The sequence below is a fragment of the Nostoc sp. DedQUE05 genome (assembly GCF_034530955.1).
GTDB lineage: Bacteria > Cyanobacteriota > Cyanobacteriia > Cyanobacteriales > Nostocaceae > Nostoc.
Genome location: NZ_JAVRCB010000002.1, coordinates 99,686 through 118,780, shown reverse-complemented (window position 1 = coordinate 118,780; position 19,095 = coordinate 99,686). Strand labels below are relative to the sequence as shown.

The window sequence follows — 19,095 nt, the reverse complement described above, 5'->3', positions numbered from 1 at the left end:
AATCATTTTTCATTGCTTTAGCTTCATTCTAAGAATCTTGAAGAACAAGTAATAGGACGATCGTCTAAGATAGTTGTACAATTCTGCAAACTTAGAAATGAACGCTGCCAAAACGAGTGAAAAGTCCGATCGCGATTTAATGAACGACTTGCAGGCAAAGCGTGAGGCAGACAGAGCGCAAGCCAATAGAGACGAACTGAAAGAGCGGATTGCACACGCGATTCGTCATGATGGGACGATTGAACCGCTCAAAGGTTTGCACTTCAACCGCGCCTCTTCGCCTTCGGAATGCGTTCATAGTGTCTCTATCCCTGCGTTTTGTGCGATCGCTCAGGGCAGCAAAGAAGTTCTTTTGGGTAGCGATCGCTATCAGTACGACCCAATGCATTATCTGCTTGCTACGGTCGAACTGCCAATTATCAGCCAAATTCTGGAAGCGTCCAAGGCGCAACCGTTCTTTAGCCTTCGCCTCGATCTTGACCCCACTCTTGTTGGCTCAGTGATGGTCGAAGCAGGGCATCCCTCATCGCGCAGCCGTGCTGATGTGAAAGCTATTGATGTAAGTCCGTTGAATGCAAATCTGTTGGACGCTGTAGTGCGGCTCGTCAGGCTTTTAGATTCCCCTGCTGAAGCTCATGTTCTCGCACCACTGATTAAACGGGAAATCATTTACCGACTCTTGATGGGAGAGCAAGGTAATCGGCTCCGTCATATTGCAGTTTTGGGTGGCTGCACCTACCACATCGCCAGAGCCGTCGAGCGACTTCGTAAAGATTTTAACGAACCGATCAAGATTGAAAGCATTGCACGAGAACTGGGAATGAGTGTATCGGGCTTCCACCATCACTTTAAATCTGTCACTGCCATGAGTCCCTTGCAGTACCAAAAGCAACTGCGGCTCCAGGAGGCTCGCCGTCTGATGCTGGGGGAAAAGCTTGATGCTACCAGTGCTGCCTACCGCGTGGGTTATGACGATGCCTCGCATTTTAACCGGGAGTACAAGCGGCTGTTTGGTGCGCCACCGATGCGCGATGTGGAGCGGCTGCGAGAAGCTACTAGGGAGACTACTAGTTCAATATGATGACAAAATTTTTGACTGCAAAAATAAGAATTTATGTTTTCTTTTTCAAACATTAGTTTTAAATACTTTTATCAAATTTCCAAAAGTATCTAACTGCACATATTGGCTAGGATAAATAATTTCATTAACTAGTTAATAACGAGGGTGTAACCTATGACTATTAAAGGTTATAAGAATAATCTTATATTAAATAGATAAATAATTTGAGATTCGGCAAATTAATTAGTGGGATGTATGTTATGGTTTTTATAGGAATCAAACAAGTGAAAACACAAAAAGACTTCAAGACAAGTTTGAGGCAAACTCAAGAAAGTTTTTTTGCTCTGGTAAGTCCCCTTCAATTCGCTACATCTTTTTTTAACGAAAATCTAAAACTAGATTGAGTAGGATAGTAGCCTTTGTAACAACTTGAAGTCAATCAAAATTTATCTGGGTACGAGCCAATAAGAGTTGGCTAACCTAGCTAGAGCATTACCCGCCAAGGCAATTACTCTTGGAGTCTGGGAAGAAAGACTCTTAGTACAGCCTGACAATTCAATAGAAATACAGAATATTTACTAACTTCGTCTTGCGGAAGTAAACGTTTTCAACCGCAAACTAAGTTGAAGCAGTTGCTGACTTTTGGAACGAAAACTTCAAGCAGAATGGTGTCTTTCCATAATTTATAGGAATTTAGCCATCTGTCAAAAATCACCAAGATATTATCTAAGCCGAAGTATCAGATGTTGTCTGTGTAGATATTATATTACTGCACTGCTAGCTACCACTTTTAGGCTGGAATTTATCTTGCTGCATCAATCACGAAACGAGAAGCACTATAGATTTTCTTGGTTACTTGACATCAGCAAAATCAGACAAGTTGTAGCAACCATTTAAGAGTGGATTGCAATTTGGTTGGTTGTGTGGTTCAAGGAATAAATCTGCGTTCATTTGAATTCCTGCTGCAACCACTCTTGAGGCTTGAGCAACCATTTGGGATTCGTTGCAACAACTGATAATGCTGAAGTCATAGTTTCAAAGGCTTTGTTATTAAGAGATTAGATTTATCTATCTCTTAAGCCATCGCTTCGTGGGTAAATATGTTCTGATTTTAACTGCTTTTGCCAGGATGCGATGTCTAGCGACAAGTCGCTACGCGTCTACGCCAATAGGCTCTACTTCCCTACGACGCCAAGGGTAAACAACTACATCAAGCTTACGACTCATCAATTAAATCATTGTAGGAAACACAACCATGACTGACGAAAAGATTAGACAAATAGCTTTCTATGGTAAAGGCGGTATTGGGAAATCTACTACTTCTCAAAATACCTTAGCAGCAATGGCTGAAATGGGTCAACGCATTCTAATTGTTGGTTGCGATCCGAAAGCTGACTCTACCCGTTTGATGCTACACAGTAAAGCTCAAACAAGTGTTCTGCAATTGGCTGCTGAACGCGGTGCTGTAGAAGATATTGAACTCGAAGAAGTAATGCTTACTGGTTTCCGCGATGTACGTTGTGTGGAGTCTGGTGGGCCTGAACCTGGTGTGGGTTGCGCTGGTCGTGGTATTATTACCGCTATCAACTTCTTGGAAGAAAACGGTGCTTACAAAGATGTTGATTTTGTAAGTTACGACGTTTTGGGTGACGTTGTGTGCGGTGGTTTCGCTATGCCTATCCGTGAAGGTAAGGCACAAGAAATCTACATCGTTACCTCTGGTGAAATGATGGCGATGTATGCAGCTAACAACATTGCTCGTGGTGTTCTCAAGTATGCTCACACAGGCGGCGTACGCTTGGGTGGTTTGATTTGTAACAGCCGTAACGTTGACCGGGAAATCGATTTAATCGAAACCTTGGCAAAACGTTTGAACACCCAAATGATTCACTACGTACCTCGTGACAACATTGTTCAACACGCAGAATTGCGCCGGATGACTGTTAACGAGTACGCGCCTGATAGCAATCAAAGTAACGAATATCGGATACTAGCTAAAAAGATCATCGACAACGACAAACTCGCCGTCCCCACCCCCATTGAGATGGAAGAGTTAGAAGAGTTGTTGATTGAATTCGGTATTCTTGAAAGCGACGAAAATACCGCAATGCTAGTTGGTAAGTCTGCTACTGAAGCACCCGTAAAGTAGTATCAATTAAATAATGGTTTAGGGTGGGCTGTTGCCCACCTTTCCTCTAATTTTTGCATTTCTTTGTTTGAATCCTTAATAGAAATATATAGCGATCGCTCGTTCCCTGCAAGAAGCCGCTACGCATTTATATAGAAGAGATATTTCCAGATTTGAAAGCTATACATCCCTACTCCCAAGTGGAAACATCTCGCAGCAAATTAGGAATTTCTCCTTGAGATAAGGGAAACTCTAGTAAAGTTTCTCTAATACCCAAATATCCCGATTCAGCAAACGATAAAAGCATTCGTGAAAGCGCTAGCCAAACCTCCGGTTCGTATTCCCAATCACGATAACGTGAAGCTTGACCAGCTATTGAACGTAATGCCCAAAAATAAGAGTTTCTTACCACCGAACCACCTTTTTTAAACTCTGGCAAATCTTCGTGGTGGATAAAAAGTATTTTATTTTCAATTTTGGCTCTCATAACAATTTTAGATTTTAGATTTTAGATTTTAGATTAAAATAAATTTTAAGTAGGGCCATTATGGCTTTAGCTTAACGCACTGTGTTGTACGGTGGTACATTGCCTTTACTAAAAAAATGCTGTCAAACCTAACATCCTAGCCTAGTACGAAAGTGAGGTTTTTCAAATTATGTGCAAAGATATAAGAATGTAGAGATTTCGCAATGATAAAATCTCTACATTGAATACCTAAAAATTGGCGTTTAAACCCAGACGAAAAGTAAATCCAGGGCTATATATGCGATTAACTCGCTCATATTGCTCATCCAGTAGATTTTCTAAGTAAACTGTTAGTCCTAAATTGCTAGTTAGAGGTATACGCCCGCTCAAATCTAAATTCACGAAAGACGGTGCAAAATCTGTAGGCTTGTCATTAGAGTTAGCAAAGATGGATCTGCGAGCGCCACTATTGTAGGTAACATACAAGTTAGCTTGCCAACCTGAATTTTCATAACCTACACCAGTTTGCAGTACAGAGTAGGGAATTAAACCTAATTGTAAACCTTTCTCTGTCCCTGTTTTTATTTGGGAATCTGTATAAGTATAGTTGAGGAAAGTTGACCAGCCAGTGGCAATTTTTAATTGCAATGCAGCTTCTAAACTATTGGTATCTACTAATCCAATGTTTGCCCATTTTCCAGCGATGACTCCTAAGCGATCGCCTATACTACTACCAAAGTAAGTAAACTGTCCAATCAGATTTTGAGAAAAATTAACATCGATTCCTGCACTCCAAGTAGAGCCAGTTTCTGGTCTTAAATCAGGATTAGGTTCCCAACCATGAACTGTATCATAAACATACAACTGATCTAACCCAGGATTGCGTTGTGCCCCTGCCCAACTTCCACGCACTGCTATTAATGGTGTGACGGCGTAACGTAACCCAACACTAGGGTTGAGATAATTTCCAAATTGGCTGTCAAAGGTTTGCCTTAGCCCTAAATCTATCAGAAAGTTATCGCTAATATTCCAAGTATTGACAGCAAATAAAGCTGTATTGAACAAACTCCTATCTTCAGTTTCATTTTTGGCAATATTACTAGGATTTGTACTCAAAACATCACCGGTTAAGTCGGTGTTTTTTAAATCTAATCCCCAACGCAATTTATTATTCGCAGTAATTTTCCACTCATGATCTACCCTGGCTGTAAGTTGTTGGGTATCTAAAGCTCCTGTACGGTAAAACGATCCTGTAGGGCCGTAAGTGCTGAAATAATCTTGGTTATAACCAATTGAGGTTGTTAGGTTAGAGCTTTCGCCATTACCTAACCGAGTTTTCCAAGATAAGCCAATATTTAAACCATCGTGGTCTAATCTATCTCTTTGGAGAGGAAACCCAAAATAAATTAAGCCACGACGACTGCTGAGTGCAGTAACATCTAAATTCAGAGAATTTTTTTGATTTAAATCTACTCCAATGCTACCAAAATAGGTACTTGTAGCTGTGTCTGCATTTGATAAAAATCCCTGTTCGTCACGATTTGCTGCACCTACAGGAACGCGGTAACGGTTATCTGTAAAAAATCTTTCAAAGCTAAAGTTGTACTTGACTTTATCGGATGAACCACCATAAGTCACTTGTTGATTATTTAAACTCAATGAGCCAAATTCTGCACTAGCACTCAATTTAGGTTTGCCATAACCTTCCTTGGTAATAATATTCACAACTCCCCCAAAGGCTGAGGAACCAAATAAAGCGGAGGCTGTGCCGCTATATAATTCGACTCGTTCAATCGCCTCTACAGGAATGCTATTTAAATCAGTTCCACCATGATAAATGTTGACATTAGTGTTAATTTGTCTACCATTAATCAAAAATACAGATTGATTAATTGAGGCTCCCCGATAGTATGTACCTGTGTGAATATCTGCACCATGACCGACATCATTGATTGCAAAACCAGGCATTCTTTTCAAAATATCGGCTAAACTTGCAGCACCCTGCTTCTTAATTTCTTCTCGATCGATTACGTAAGTTGGAGTAGATTGGGGTAGGTTGTCTGGTTCTGCGATCGCTTCTATCGAAATGTCTGCATCATCGCTCGGAGTTTGCTCTGCTTCTGGCTGAGTTTCTTCTGGATTAACTTGAATTGGTACAGATTGTTGAGATAATAATTCGGCATTAGTGGCGGGTAGCTCAATTTCACTCAAACTCGGAATATCTGAAATAACTTCGGTTGATTTATTAGTATTTCTCTGCTCAATTTCACTCTCAACAGCATAACTAGGAGATGCTATCAGTAAAGGTAAAGCAACTGTTAGCAACAAAAAATCCTTTTTCACGTTCTCTTTCACACCAAGTAAAAACAGTTACTACGTAGCATTGTGGCTGTAATAGTAAAATCGTGTCAAAAGACACGCTGTCATATTTCTAAAGACCGGATGAGACTATTTGTCAAATTACTATGTGTTAGACTCTAGAGCGATCGCATTTAAAGAAGGTAGAACGGGATTTGACCTAGATGATTTGGAGCCATGTAAAGAGCCGTACCTTGCAGGAAACTGTGGCAATAGTGAGGGTTTTAAACCCTTGCTCTTTACCGTTAGCGCATCCTAACGCAGGCATCGCTTTACTGAAGCAGATTGCGCGGCGTGTCGCAAACAGCGCAGTTTTCCTTCAGTCTGTTGCCCTCTACATTAATTTTTCCCACTTAAGGAATAGAGATTTTATTACTAATGATAGAGTCAATAATATTATTTTGAAGTTAAAATTGAGTGTTATTGACTTCTAAAGAATTATTAGTAACTCTTAGATTTTAACTAATTATTCAAAAAAGTTGAAGTCAATAATATTTGCCGAAAAACTAATATTCAAGATTTATTTATGTATGTAGCTTTATGGCCGGGAAATGTATATCCTTTAGGTGCAACTTGGGATGGTAAAGGAACAAACTTTGCTTTATTTTCGGAAAATGCAACAGGGGTAGAGCTTTGTTTATTTGATAACGATGACGAAGAAATCCGCTTGCCTTTGACAGAAAAAAATAATTTTGTTTGGCATGGTTACTTACCAGGAGTTGGCCCAGGTCAAAAGTATGGGTTTAGAGTGCATGGGATGTGGGCACCGGAAGTTGGTCATCGATTCAATCCAAACAAACTATTAATTGACCCCTACGCTAAGGCAATTGACGGTGAGTTTAGTAACGATCCAGCTGTCTTTGGCTACTCTCTAGACGCTGAGGAAAAAGACTTAGTTTTTTCCGAACTAGATGATGCCAAAATAATGCCCAAGTGTGTTGTGGTGGATCAATCTTTTGATTGGGAAGGCGATAAACTGCTTGCTACACCTTGGTATAGAACTGTTATTTATGAAACTCACGTCAAAGGTTTTACTAAACTACACCCAGCTATTCCAGAAGAGTTGCGCGGCACTTATGCCGGTTTGGCACATCCTGCTGCAATTCAACACTTACTGCAATTAGGAATTACAGCAGTAGAGTTGATGCCAGTACATCATTTTTTATCTCATCCGGGACATTTAGAAGGAAAAGGATTAAGCAATTACTGGGGCTACGATTCCATCAACTATTTTGCTCCCTATTCTAGTTACAGTGCTAGTGGGACAGCGGGAGAACAAGTCGCTGAATTCAAGCAAATGGTCAAGGCACTACATTTCGCTGGAATTGAAGTGATCTTAGATGTAGTCTACAACCACACTGGCGAAGGAAATCATTTCGGGCCAACGCTGTCTTTGCGAGGTATTGATAATTCTGTATATTACCGTTTGGTAAAAGACGATCCTCGCTACTACATGGATTTTACAGGCTGCGGTAACTCTCTGAATGTGCGTCATGCTCAAGTTCTGAAGTTAATCATGGATAGCCTGCGCTATTGGGTAACAGAAATGCATGTAGATGGCTTCCGCTTTGATTTGGCCTCGGCGCTGGCGCGGGAACTATATGAAGTAGATAATCTATCAGCTTTCTTTGATATTATTCATCAAGACCCAATCTTGGCAGATGTGAAGCTGATTGCTGAACCTTGGGACTTAGGAGAAGGCGGCTATCAAGTCGGGAACTTTCCACTGCGTTGGTCTGAGTGGAATGGTAGATATCGGGATACAGTCAGAGATTTTTGGCGTGGTGTAGATGATAGTTTAGGACAATTTGCCTACTGTTTTACCGGTAGCCCCGATCTATATCAAACAAACGGGCGCAACCCAAATGCAAGTATTAATTTCATAACTGCTCATGATGGTTTCACGTTAAATGATTTGGTTAGCTACAACGAAAAGCATAACGAGGCAAACGGGGAAGACAGTAGAGATGGTGAAAGCCATAATAGATCCTGGAATTGTGGTGCAGAAGGCGAAACCGACGATCCAGAAGTAATGCGTTTGCGCGAACGGCAACGACGAAACTTTTTAGCAACCCTAATGCTATCTCAAGGTGTCCCAATGCTATTAGAGGGGGATGAAATTGGCTGTAGTCAAAACGGAAATAATAATGTCTACTGCCAAGACAATGAGATTTCTTGGCGGCATTGGGATTTGCATAAAGCGAACTCGGATTTATTAGACTTTACACGCGAACTAATTAATTTTCGCCATCAGCATCCAGTATTCCGACGACGTAAGTGGTTTCAAGGCCGTCCCATTCACGGTTTAGGTATCAATGATATTGCTTGGTTTAATTCTGATGGCAGTGAAATGACTGAGCAGCAGTGGCTAGTTAGTTATGCCAAAGTAATGGAGATTTTTTTGAATGGGCAGGGAATTGCTACTCCGGGCGATCGTGGTGAGCGGATTATTGATGAAAGTTTTCTGATATTTTTTAACGCTCACTACGAGTTAATTGAGTTTGCTTTACCCGATGACTTTAAAGAAAAGGTATGGGAGATAGTAATTGACACTAATGAACCTCGCTTTTTAGATCGGGGAAAATTAGTTTCTGGCTCTCAAACTGTACCAGTTTCAGATCGCTCTCTGATGGTGTTACGCCTTATTAGTTAGCAGTATGAAGAGAAAAAAAATGGTCAACTGTATAGAAAAATATATTTTTCTATACAGTTGATAAAATACTTTAACCATTTTTACTTGTAACTCTAATTAGGAAACGCAAAGCTTCATTTACTGCTTCCGAATTGGGAAACATTTGGGCAACATCAGGTTCTAAAAAAACTGTCAATTTTTCAATATTATGAAAATTATATTCACCATTTATTATATTGGTTTCTACAAAATCCTGATTTGATTGAGGGTTATTCTGTATTATGGTTGTTTGGCAAGATGCAGCATTTAATTTATTAGCTAGTGATTCCCAACTACTAACTTTCAGATTAAAGTGAGCCTTTGCATCCCGTAATGTTTTAAACTGTTGCTTTAGAAAATCAATAGTGTAAATATGCTTCTGAGATACCTGTTTCTCTACATTTAGGTCTGACTCAACCATATCAACTACTTCATTAATAAGTTGGTCATGATTTTCGGCAATTTGAGCAGCAGCGCCTAAAATTCGAGAAGTTGCTGTTATCTGTACATCAGTCTCTTGTTTCAGGCGATCGGCAATACTGCGAATTTGATCTCCCAGCCTCGCTTTACCTTGTTTTTGCGTGGTTGATAGTGATTTTTTGTTCATGAGTATGCCTGTTTATTCAGAAAGTATGTCTTTAATTGCCAGCCAGATGCGTTTAAATTTTTGTATCAAACCCATAGGATTATTAGTTGTTTCTTCTTCCACCGAATCAACTAGAGATTGAATTCTATCCATACGTTCTGCTACAACGTAAAGATTATTTACTGCTTCATCTTTACTTGCTAAAGAGTCACGCAATAGCACAACCATCTGAGCAATTTCTCGTTTTAGTTTTTCATTCTCCGCTTTCCGGCGAGTTTCCCATCCCTTAATGCTAGCTTTGGAACGACGCTCATGCTTGAGTTCTGCTTTAGCCTCATTGTATAAAGTCAAATACATTTCTCGTTCAGAGTTTACTGACTCATATTTGGTAAGTAATTCTGTTGCTCTCGCTTTTTCTTCGTTGTAGAGACAGAGCGTTTGTTGATGACTTTGTTTTTCATCCACAAAGAACTGGTAATTTTGAGTGACTCGCTCTTTTAACTCATCAGCTTCGAGTTGACAAGTTTGAATCTCTCGTTGGTGAACATGAACTAATTGGGATATTTTTGCTTTTTCTTCATTGTAAAGGTAAAGCGTCTTTTGATGATTTTCTTGCTCATCAATATAGAAGCGATAGTTTTGAGTAACTTGCTCTTTTAGCTCATTAGCTTCAATTTCGTAAGTTTGAATCTTTTGCTGAACATGAACCAGTTGGGATGCAGCTTCTTCATTATGTTTCGCAAGTTTTCGCGCCTCTTCAAGATTGGCACGAACAGTCATCAATGAAAGTTTAAGCTCATGATAAGAAACTGGTTCTTTCTGCTGTGAGCGAGGATTATTAACAGCGTTGTCATAATTAGAATCTCTGCGATCGCCTCTTTTCATTGGCATAATTTAAGTTCCTATGTAAATATTTGTTATATTTAAATATAAATATTTAGTTTAGCCGAGATAAACTCATTGAAGTGTGATCTGGGTTCTACTAGTAATATGATCTGACTCTAGATTGAGATATGTTTTCTTCTGTCTTAGGCGTTTAAATTTCCAGACGAGCGATTTTCAAGAGCTAGAGAGATCGCGCTTCATAAGTAAGCTAGGCTCCAAAAGATGAAGGGAATAAACCTAAAACCTTCGTACCAAAGTTATCTCTGTTTTTTTTGCAAGCACAACCCCGGTTAAAGTACGCTCTATAATCGTTAGCATTGAGACGAATCGCAATAATTTATGATTCAAGCCTTACGCAAACTAGTTACATTCGATGAATTCGTTGCTAAATATCCTGACAATACAGGAAAACGTTATGAATTGCATGATGGAGTAATTGTAGAGATGCCGCAACCTACAGGCGACCATGAAGAGGTAGTTGGATTTTTAGCCTTTGAAATTACTAGAGAGTGTATTCGTTTAAATCTCCCCTATTTCATACCTAAAACAGCATTAGTCAAACCGCCTGAAAATGAATCGGCTTACTCATCAGATGTGCTGATATTAAATCGCCCTAATTTGGTAAATGAACCTCTGTGGAAAAAAGAATCTACTGTAAGTCAAGCGGAATCAATACCCTTAGTAGTTGAGGTAGTGAGTAACAATTGGCGTGATGATTATTTAAAAAAAGCTGCTGATTATGAGGGTGTAGGCATCCCAGAATACTGGATTGTAGATTATGCTGCTTTAGGCGGTAGGCGATTTATTGGCAACCCCAAACAAGCAACTGTCTCGCTTTTCACTTTAATTGAGGGAGAATATCAAGTCAGCCAGTTTCAAGGTAGCGATGCCTGCGGCGGTAAACAACGCATTATCTCACCTCTTTTCCCCGAATTAGATTTAACCGCCAAACAGATTTTTCAAGCTGGTGGATACCCTGTATAGCCCTGGCAGTCTTATAAAATAGCGATTTCAGTTGCAGACGAAATTTGTTCTCGCAAACTCTTCAGTAAATCTAAAGTTTTTTCGTAGGCAACTTTTTTTCCTTGGTTTTCAAAATACTCAGATGCTTTTTGTAAATCAGATATAGCTCCTAAGTGATATCCTAAGCGATACTGAGCTACTCCCCGATTAACATAAGCTTGACCATTACTGGGATTAAGTCTGATGACTTGCGAAAAATCACGCACTGCACCCAAGTCATCTCCGTTTCGTCCGCAAGCACAACCCCGGTTAAAGTACGCTCTATAATCGTTAGCATTGAGGCGAATTGCTAAATTAAAGTCGAGCATCGCAGCTTGGATATCTTGCAAGACAAAATGTGCTAAACCTCGGTCATTATAGATATCTGCAAGCAATAAGCTACTGATTCGAGGAATTTGAGTTAGGGCTAAATTAAAGTCAAGAATTGCCTCCAAGTCTTTCCCATCCCCAGCACGGGCTAAACCTCGGTTGTAATAGGCTCGAAAATCGGATGGTTTAAGTGTAACGGCTCGGTTATGATCGACAATGGCAGCTGGATAATCCCCTTGTCTGTAGTGTGCTACTCCCCGGTTCAGATAAGCCTCGAAGTTATCCGGTGCAAAATTTATCGCTTGAGTACAATCTGCGATCGCTTGATGGTAATCTTGTAATTGCAGATAAGCAAGACAGCGATCGCTATAAGCGACAGCCAAATCTTTCTTAAGTTCAATCGCCTGGTTGAAATTCTCTATTGCTTCCTGATAATCACCGCGCCGCATCTTATCTACACCCAACTCTAAGAAATCACCCGCTATTATTTGGGTAATTAAAATGGGTGAAGAATGTGCAGGTAAAGTCAAAAAAGTCAGAGGAAAAGCAATAATTATACTGAAAAATAATCGCCAGAAATTACTCATAATACCAAATGAGGATAGGTAGTATTGTTTGATATTTTTGGAACAGTCTTTTTATAAAGACTATTAATCCAAAATCCTAAATTGGTATATGCATCCTGTTTGATAATTGCGGCAACTCTAAGATTAGCGGGACAGAAAGCCCCGCCAATTGTTAATTTTTGAAGTTAAATTTTAGTCTACTTCCAACCATTATCTGCTTGTGAAAGCACATAAGCCGCTACATCTTCAATTTGGTTAGACTTCAAACGTTTGCCGAAAGCGGGCATAGCATTTTTACCTTTTGTAACCTGGGAAATAATCGCCTCTGCTGAGTACAAACCATTCTTTTGCAAAGCCTCCTTCTTCAGGTTTTTGTCAGCTTGAACCAAATTCTTTCCTCCTGCGTGACAAGAGGCACAATTGGCACTAAATACTTTAGCTCCACTAGCAGCATCTGCTGCCAATGCTGGACTACTGAAGGCAAATGTGAAGATTGCTATGCCTAACAGTATGACTGTAATCATTTTTTTCATTTCGTGTTCTCTCTGCAATAACGGCTTATTCGGTGCAATATCCTCCATAATTGTCAGTTGAGCCGCTGCCATAGTCAAATGACAAGCTGTCAAACTTAGCCCAAAAATTTTTTAAATTTTGCTTCATAAAAATTTTCAATTACGTCTGTAATTGCATCATGAAGAATTCTGCGTTGATTCCCCGTTCCATGATTAAGATATCCGTAAGCAACTGCCACTTACAATACTTTGCAGGAAGTGTTTTTAAAATTTCACAATGCGATCGTAAAGATTATAAACCTAGATTTATTTAAGTATATTTTATAATAATGAAATGCTGAAAAAACTGATATTTTACGTATTGATATAGTAATTCAGTTTGATTACCAAATTTACTTACGTGGGCAGCAAACAGGAAATAGGAAAAAAGGCATAGCTCCGTACTGAGTCTATCAAATAGGAGTCCTAGCTCGCTAAATTATAATTATGAAAATTTAGTAAACTCTACTGATTACCATAAAACTACTGCAAGAACCCAAATTTATTTTTCGTGCAGATCCCTTAGAGGATGTTTAAAAAATCGTAAAGTATGCCAGAAATCCCGCTTCCATTCTTTTTCCCATTGGCGTCAGCCTATCATCAGACAAGCAAACAGAGGTTTTTAAACCCTCATTTAACCCACATTTACTTATATGGAATGGGGTAGAAAGGTTAAGTTTTCAAGGCTTAGAAGTTACCAAAAATACTTTTCAAACATCCTCTGAGATTAATGGGATAGATTCAACTATAGTCGGTTGATTTAGCTCGATCGGGTTTCTCAATTTTTACTAATGAATTGTGATAATTCAAGTTAATTAGGGAAAAATAAACTCAGGTTATCCAATAGCAACTTTTATGCTAGAGAATCGAGTCGATGTTCCCGGCTATCGAATTGGTGAGAGAATTTACACCAGCAGTCGCACTCTGGTTTACCGAGCTTTGCGAGAGAGCGATCAAACTGCTGTTGCGATCAAACTTCTTAAAAATTGTTATCCCAGTCTGATTGAGTTGGCTCAATTCAAAAATCAGTACACAATTACGAAAATCTTAAATGTTCCTGGGGTTGTTCGGATCTATAGCCTGGAAAATTGTCATAATCGACCCGCTCTGATCTTAGAAGACTTTGGCGGAATTTCTTTGAAGGAGTATGCTGACACTTGGAGACAGGGATTCAGAAAGGTAGCAAGTGAGGAAAATATCTCACGCTTTTGTCCTGAGTTTTTGAGCGAGTTTTTACAGATTGCGATCGCACTTGCTGATATCCTGGCCGATCTCTACCATCACCAAGTTATCCATAAGGATATCAAACCCGCCAATATCCTGATAAATCCGACTACAAAGGAGGTTAAACTCATTGACTTTAGCATTGCTTCACTGCTACCAAGAGTTAACCAACTTTCAACCAGCCCGACTGTTTTAGAAGGAACCCTTGCCTATATCTCGCCCGAACAAACCGGACGAATGAATCGGGGAATTGATTACCGCACTGACTTCTATTCTCTGGGAGTCACTTTCTATGAACTCTTAACTGGGCGATTACCATTTCAATCCGATGATTTGATGGAATTGGTGCATTGTCACATAGCGAAACAACCACCACTTTTAGGGAATAGAGAAGAGATTCCTCAAATTCTCTGTGATATCGTCATGAAACTGATGGCGAAAAATGCTGAAGACCGCTATCAGAATGCATTAGGGCTAAAGCACGATCTGCAAATTTGTTTGGAACAATTGCAGGAGAGTGGAAATATTATCCCATTTCAGCTAGGACATAAGGACGTTTGCGATCGCTTTACAATTCCCGAAAAACTCTATGGACGGGAAGCAGAAGTGGCAATGCTACTAGCAACCTTTGAACGGGTGCGCCAGGGAACTTCTGAAATCATTCTGGTGGCAGGTTCCTCTGGTATTGGGAAAACGGCAATTGTCAACGAAGTTCACAAACCGATCGCCCGTCAGCGCGGATACTTTATCAAAGGCAAATTCGATCAATTTAATCGGAATATTCCCTTTTTTGCTTTGGTGCAAGCATTCCGGGACTTAATGGCACAACTGCTGACAGAGAGCGATGCTCAAATTAACCAGTGGAAGACCCAAATTTTATCTACATTGGGTGAAAGTGGTCAAGTGATTATTGAGGTGATTCCAGAACTCGAACGAATCATTGGCAAACAGCCCTCTGTGCCGGAATTATCGGGTACTGCTGTCCAAAGCCGCTTCAATTTGCTATTTCAGAAATTCATTCAAGTATTCACAACTCAAGAGCATCCCCTGGTCATTTTCCTCGATGATTTACAGTGGGCAGACTTGGCTTCTTTAAAACTGATGCATCTGTTGATGAGTGAAGCCAATAACTCTTATTTGTTAGTGATTGGAGCATATCGAGATAATGAGGTTTCTTCTGCACATCCCTTGATGTTGACCATTGAGGAGATGCGTCAAGAGGCGATTACAGTTAGCAGTATTGTCCTTTCTGCCCTTACCGAAGCCGACCTAAATCAACTGATTGCAGATACGCTGAAATATTCAGCAGAACAAGCAATTGCGATCGCCAATTTGGTGTATCAAAAGACCAAAGGTAATCCATTTTTCACTAACCAGTTTCTCAAATCGCTGCATGAAGATGGACTGATCGCCTTTGCCAGCAGAACAGGCGATTGGCAGTGCAATCTTGCTCAAATCCGGGCGCTTTCTTTTACAGAAGATATTGTAGAGTTTGTAGTGCTGCAACTCCAAAAATTGCGATCGCAGACGCAAGATGTTCTCAAACTGGCCGCCTGTGTTGGCAATCAGTTTGATTTAGAAACCCTATCGATTGTCTATGAAAAATCTCCAGCCCAAACCGCAGCAGATTTGTGGCCAGCTCTCAAGGATGGATTAATTTTGCCCGGTGGTGAAGGGTATACATTCTTTCAGAATGAGTCTGTTGTCATAGATGATTTGACAAACGATCGCGGATCGATAACTATTACCTACAAATTCTTCCACGATCGCATTCAACAAGCCGCTTATTCACTAATTCCAGCCAACCAAAAACCAGCAACTCACCTGAAGATTGGTCAATTACTGTTGAGTAATACCCCGGAAACTGAGCAAGAATTGCTGATTTTTGAAATTGTCAACCAATTGAATCTTGGCAAAGAACTGATCGGATCTCAGCCCGATCGCGATCGACTGGCACAACTTAACCTACTCGCAGGAAAAAAAGCTAAATCTACTACATCATACCAGGTAGCAATTGAGTATTTAACTACCGGGATTGATTTATTGAGATCCGACTGTTGGCACACTCAATATGAATTGGCTCTAGTACTGCACGAATCAGCCGCCGAAGCTGCTTACCTTTGTGGTGCCCACGAACAGATGGAGCAATTGGCTCAAACAGTAATGCAGCAAGCCAAAACTTCACTAGATCAAATCAGCATTTACGAAACCCAAATTCAGGCGTATACAACTCAAAATAATGTAATAGGCGCGATCGCGATCGCTCGCCAGGGAATGAGTCTGTTCGGCGTGGTTTTTCCCGAAACATCTACCCCCGAAGATATTCAGCAAGCCCTTCAGGAAACTGCTGCCTTAATTAACGGGCGTGATATTGCTTCCTTGGTTGACTTACCCCTGATGACGGCAAAAGACAAGCTGGCTGTTAACCGAATTGTGGCAAACGTTGCTCCCGCCGTTTACACCGCCGAACCAAATCTGTTTCCCCTAGTCATCCTGTCACAAGTCAAAGCATCAATTCAGTATGGCAATGCTCCATTTTCTGCCTTCTGTTATGCCGCCTATGGCATTCTGTTAAACGGAATTCTCCAAGATATTGAAAAAGCCTATCTCTTTGGCAACCTGGCTTTGGCGCTAACTGACAAATTTAATATTACTGACATCAAACCTACTGTATTTTATGTTACGGGTGCTTTTATCACCTATTTGAAGTCTCCACTACAAAAATCTTTACAGCTGATCCTGGAGGGCTACAAAATTGCTCTGGAAACTAGAAATGTATATTACGTTGCCTTCAATACGAAAGACATCTGTCAGTATTCTTATTTTTTGGGACGAGAACTGAAATCGTTAGAGGAAGATATCCGGGCTTACTGTCATGTTTTGGAAAATTTTAGGCAAGACATGGTTCTTAACTACTGCCGTGTCTTTTGGCAAACAGTTTTGAATTTGCTCGGCAAGGCTGAAAATCCCTGTATTTTAACGGGTGAGGTACTTGATGAAGCAAAATTTTTGACTCAAATGCATAATGCGAACGACTTGGTGGGGCCTCACTACTTCTGGCTACACAAGTTGATTCTCTGTTATTTGTTTGAAAACATCTCTCAAGCAGTGGAAACAGCTGCTCAAGCTAGAGTTTATCTAGTTGCAGGCACGGGCTATGCTACTGTGCAGATGTTTTATTTTTATGATTCATTGACGGCTCTGGCAGAATATTCTACAGCTACGGGCGATCGCCGAGAAATGTTACTGGAGCGGGTGAGAGAAAACCAGGAAAAAATGAAGACATGGGCGCACCACGCACCCATGAATTATTTGCACAAATTTGAACTAGTAAAAGCCGAAGAATGCCGAGTCTTGGGACTGATGGCGCAGGCTGTGGATCTTTACGATCGCGCGATCGCTGGGGCAAAAGTCAATGGATACATTCAAGAAGTTGCCCTCGCCAATGAATTGGCTGCCCGATTTTACTTGGAATCGCACAAAGAAACGTTGGCGTACCACTTTGTAGAAGCAAGTTACGCGCACCGTTCCCCAGGAAAGCACATGGAAGGTATGGCTCAAATTTACTTGATGAATGCCTATTACAGTTACCTAAAATGGGGAGCTGTAGCCAAAGTCAAGCAGTTGGAGAGCCAATATCCTCAATTCTTGGCTACGAGCCTTCAGGAGGAGGAAAATGCTTCTACAGACCCTAGCCTCACCACTACAATCGGATTCACACACACTAGTTCCAGTGGGACTGAAGCGTTAGATTTAGTAACGGTGATGAAAGCCTCTCATGCATTGGCTGGAGAAATTGAGTTAGAAAAGCTGTTGACAACCTTGATGCGAGTTGTAAGCGAAAATGCCGGGGCTGAAAAATCAGTAATTTTGCTGCTTCAAGAGGATAATTGGGTGGTTGCAGCTCAAAGAAGCAGCAAAGCGATCGTCGAAGAGGAGCGATCTATGCCTTTGCATGAAAGCCTTGGGGGAAATCTGCACTCCTTACCTCTTTCAGCCAGTCAGGATATTCCTAAAACGGTGGTGAACTATGTATCGCGTACTTCCGAAACCTTAGTGCTAGATGATGCCCGCAAAGAAACCACCTTTGCCAACGATCCCTATATTATTCAATGGCAACCTAAAAGCTTGCTATGTACGCCTATTCACAATCGCGGCCAGATCGTTGGCATCCTATACCTAGAAAACAGTTTGACGACTGGAGCCTTTACCCAAAACCGTCTTGAAGTTTTGCGGCTGCTCACAGTACAAGCTGCCATCTCGCTGCAAAATGCCATGTTTTATAACAATCTTGCCGTAGCAAAAGCCCAACTAGAGGATTACAGCCATACCTTGGAGCAAAAAGTAGAGCAGAGAACTTTTGAGTTGAATGATAAAAATCAGCATCTCTCGGAAACTTTAGAACAACTGCAACACACCCAAAGCCAACTGATTCAAACTGAAAAAATGTCTTCATTGGGGCAAATGGTGGCAGGTATCGCTCACGAAATTAACAACCCGATTAACTTTATCTATGGCAATGTCACCTATACCAATGAATATTGTCAAAATTTGCTGCACTTGGTCGATCTGTATCAACACTACTATCCTCAACCATTTGCTGAGATTCAAGAAGAACTAGAGGCCATAGATTTAAACTTCCTCAAATCTGACCTCCAAAAATTACTGCAATCAATGAAACTAGGAGCAGATCGCATCCGCCAGATTGTTCTTTCTCTCCGCAATTTCTCGCGCCTGGATGAGGCTGAAATGAAAACTGTCAATCTTCATGAAGGTATTGACAGCACCTTGTTAATTTTACAGCACCGTCTAGAAGAGAAAACATACCGCCCCGCAATTAATGTGATTAAGGAATATGCCCAACTGCCTGAAGTAAATTGCTACGCTAGTCAGATAAATCAAGTATTTATGAATATTCTTAGCAATGCAATTGATGCATTAGATTCATTATTCACAACTGAACATACACAAACAAAAATCCCCACCATCGAAATTCGTACCAAAATGACTGAGGCTGATACAATAACCATTCAAATTGTAGATAATGGGTCTGGTATGTCTGAAAAGGTGAAGCAGCATTTATTTGACCCATTTTTCACAACAAAGCCTATTGGCACAGGAACAGGCTTAGGATTATCGATTAGCTACTCTATTGTAGAAAAACATCGGGGACGACTAAGTGTAATCTCGGAGGTAGGAAAAGGAGCAGAGTTTTCCCTCTCTATCCCATCAAATTCAGTAAAGTGAAAAGTTCTAAGATCGGGTTTA

The 19,095-nt window shown here is 40.6% G+C and carries 11 protein-coding genes; 5 read left to right on the top strand and 6 right to left on the bottom strand.

The window, feature by feature from the left end:
* The first annotated feature begins 97 nt into the window (after positions 1-97).
* Together RMZ42_RS02685 and nifH are read left to right on the top strand one after the other, a co-directional pair.
* A complete protein-coding gene (locus tag RMZ42_RS02685) occupies positions 98-1,081 on the top strand; it encodes an AraC family transcriptional regulator (RefSeq protein WP_322669941.1) in 984 nt (327 codons plus the stop codon).
* Between the two features lie 1,234 nt (positions 1,082-2,315).
* A complete protein-coding gene (nifH, locus tag RMZ42_RS02680) occupies positions 2,316-3,209 on the top strand; it encodes a nitrogenase iron protein (protein ID WP_229464468.1) in 894 nt (297 codons plus the stop codon).
* A 169-nt stretch (positions 3,210-3,378) separates the two neighbouring features.
* Here nifH and RMZ42_RS02675 read toward each other — a convergent pair whose 3' ends face one another.
* Together RMZ42_RS02675 and RMZ42_RS02670 are read right to left on the bottom strand one after the other, a co-directional pair.
* Positions 3,379-3,675 (bottom strand): hypothetical protein, encoded by a 297-nt coding sequence (locus RMZ42_RS02675; protein ID WP_322669940.1) that lies wholly within the window; start codon positions 3,673-3,675, stop codon positions 3,379-3,381.
* Positions 3,676-3,903: 228 nt separating this feature from the next.
* On the bottom strand, positions 3,904-5,997 hold the full coding sequence (locus tag RMZ42_RS02670) for a TonB-dependent receptor (RefSeq protein ID WP_322669939.1): 2,094 nt from the start codon (positions 5,995-5,997) through the stop codon (positions 3,904-3,906).
* Positions 5,998-6,538: 541 nt separating this feature from the next.
* Between RMZ42_RS02670 and glgX the strand changes: the two genes are divergently transcribed.
* Positions 6,539-8,665, top strand: coding sequence for a glycogen debranching protein GlgX (glgX, locus tag RMZ42_RS02665; RefSeq protein WP_322669938.1), 2,127 nt, complete (start codon positions 6,539-6,541; stop codon positions 8,663-8,665).
* Between the two features lie 70 nt (positions 8,666-8,735).
* Here glgX and RMZ42_RS02660 read toward each other — a convergent pair whose 3' ends face one another.
* Positions 8,736-9,290: a hypothetical protein gene (locus tag RMZ42_RS02660; protein WP_322669937.1), complete on the bottom strand. Its 555-nt coding sequence runs from the start codon at positions 9,288-9,290 to the stop codon at positions 8,736-8,738.
* Positions 9,291-9,302: 12 nt separating this feature from the next.
* Entirely contained in the window at positions 9,303-10,160 is an 858-nt protein-coding gene (locus RMZ42_RS02655; protein WP_322669936.1) for a hypothetical protein, read from the bottom strand.
* A gap of 333 nt (positions 10,161-10,493) precedes the next feature.
* On the opposite strand from RMZ42_RS02655, the gene RMZ42_RS02650 reads away from it, so the two are divergent.
* On the top strand, positions 10,494-11,138 hold the full coding sequence (locus RMZ42_RS02650) for a Uma2 family endonuclease (RefSeq protein WP_322669935.1): 645 nt from the start codon (positions 10,494-10,496) through the stop codon (positions 11,136-11,138).
* Positions 11,139-11,149: 11 nt separating this feature from the next.
* Here the strand turns inward: RMZ42_RS02650 and RMZ42_RS02645 are convergent, their stop codons facing one another.
* The gene (locus RMZ42_RS02645) at positions 11,150-12,073 is read right to left on the bottom strand and encodes a tetratricopeptide repeat protein (RefSeq protein WP_322669934.1); all 924 of its coding nucleotides are present in this window, start codon (positions 12,071-12,073) and stop codon (positions 11,150-11,152) included.
* A 176-nt stretch (positions 12,074-12,249) separates the two neighbouring features.
* Positions 12,250-12,585 (bottom strand): cytochrome c6 PetJ, encoded by a 336-nt coding sequence (gene petJ, locus RMZ42_RS02640; RefSeq protein WP_322670045.1) that lies wholly within the window; start codon positions 12,583-12,585, stop codon positions 12,250-12,252.
* An 873-nt stretch (positions 12,586-13,458) separates the two neighbouring features.
* Between petJ and RMZ42_RS02635 the strand changes: the two genes are divergently transcribed.
* Positions 13,459-19,074 (top strand): AAA family ATPase, encoded by a 5,616-nt coding sequence (locus RMZ42_RS02635; RefSeq protein ID WP_322669933.1) that lies wholly within the window; start codon positions 13,459-13,461, stop codon positions 19,072-19,074.
* Positions 19,075-19,095: the final 21 nt, after the last annotated feature.